Below are 357 nucleotides of genomic sequence, written 5' to 3' on the forward strand. Positions count from 1 at the left end.
CGGCCGCGGCGGCGGCCCGACGGGAGTCGGCGCCCAGGACGTTGATGTCACGCCACTCGATGCGCAGGGCGCCGGCCTCGGCGTAGGCGAGCATCGTCGGCTGGGTCTGCTCGGCCCACAGCCCGCAGTAGGGGCACTGGTAGTCCGAGTACACGATCAAGGTCACCGGGGCGTCCGCCGGCCCGGCCGCCATCGGGTCCCCGGGGATGCGTCGTGCCAGGTCGACAAGGATCTGCTCCTCGACCACCTCACCCGGGTCCCCGGCCCCCGGCTGCCCGGGCTGCTCCTCGGGCGCCAGCGGCTGCTCGGTCCCCACCGGGGGGCCTCCCTGCGGCGCGGGCGGCACCGTCTGGCCCG

The 357-nt window shown here is 76.5% G+C and carries 1 protein-coding gene; it reads right to left on the reverse strand.

Annotation, left to right across the window (positions count from 1 at the left end; all coding sequences use genetic code 11):
* The coding region (locus N869_RS17570; protein ID WP_232229903.1) for a DsbA family protein at positions 1 to 316 on the reverse strand (316 nt) is incomplete at its 3' end.
* Positions 317 to 357: the final 41 nt, after the last annotated feature.

The organism is Cellulomonas bogoriensis 69B4 = DSM 16987, assembly GCF_000767165.1.
Classification (GTDB): domain Bacteria; phylum Actinomycetota; class Actinomycetes; order Actinomycetales; family Cellulomonadaceae; genus Actinotalea; species Actinotalea bogoriensis.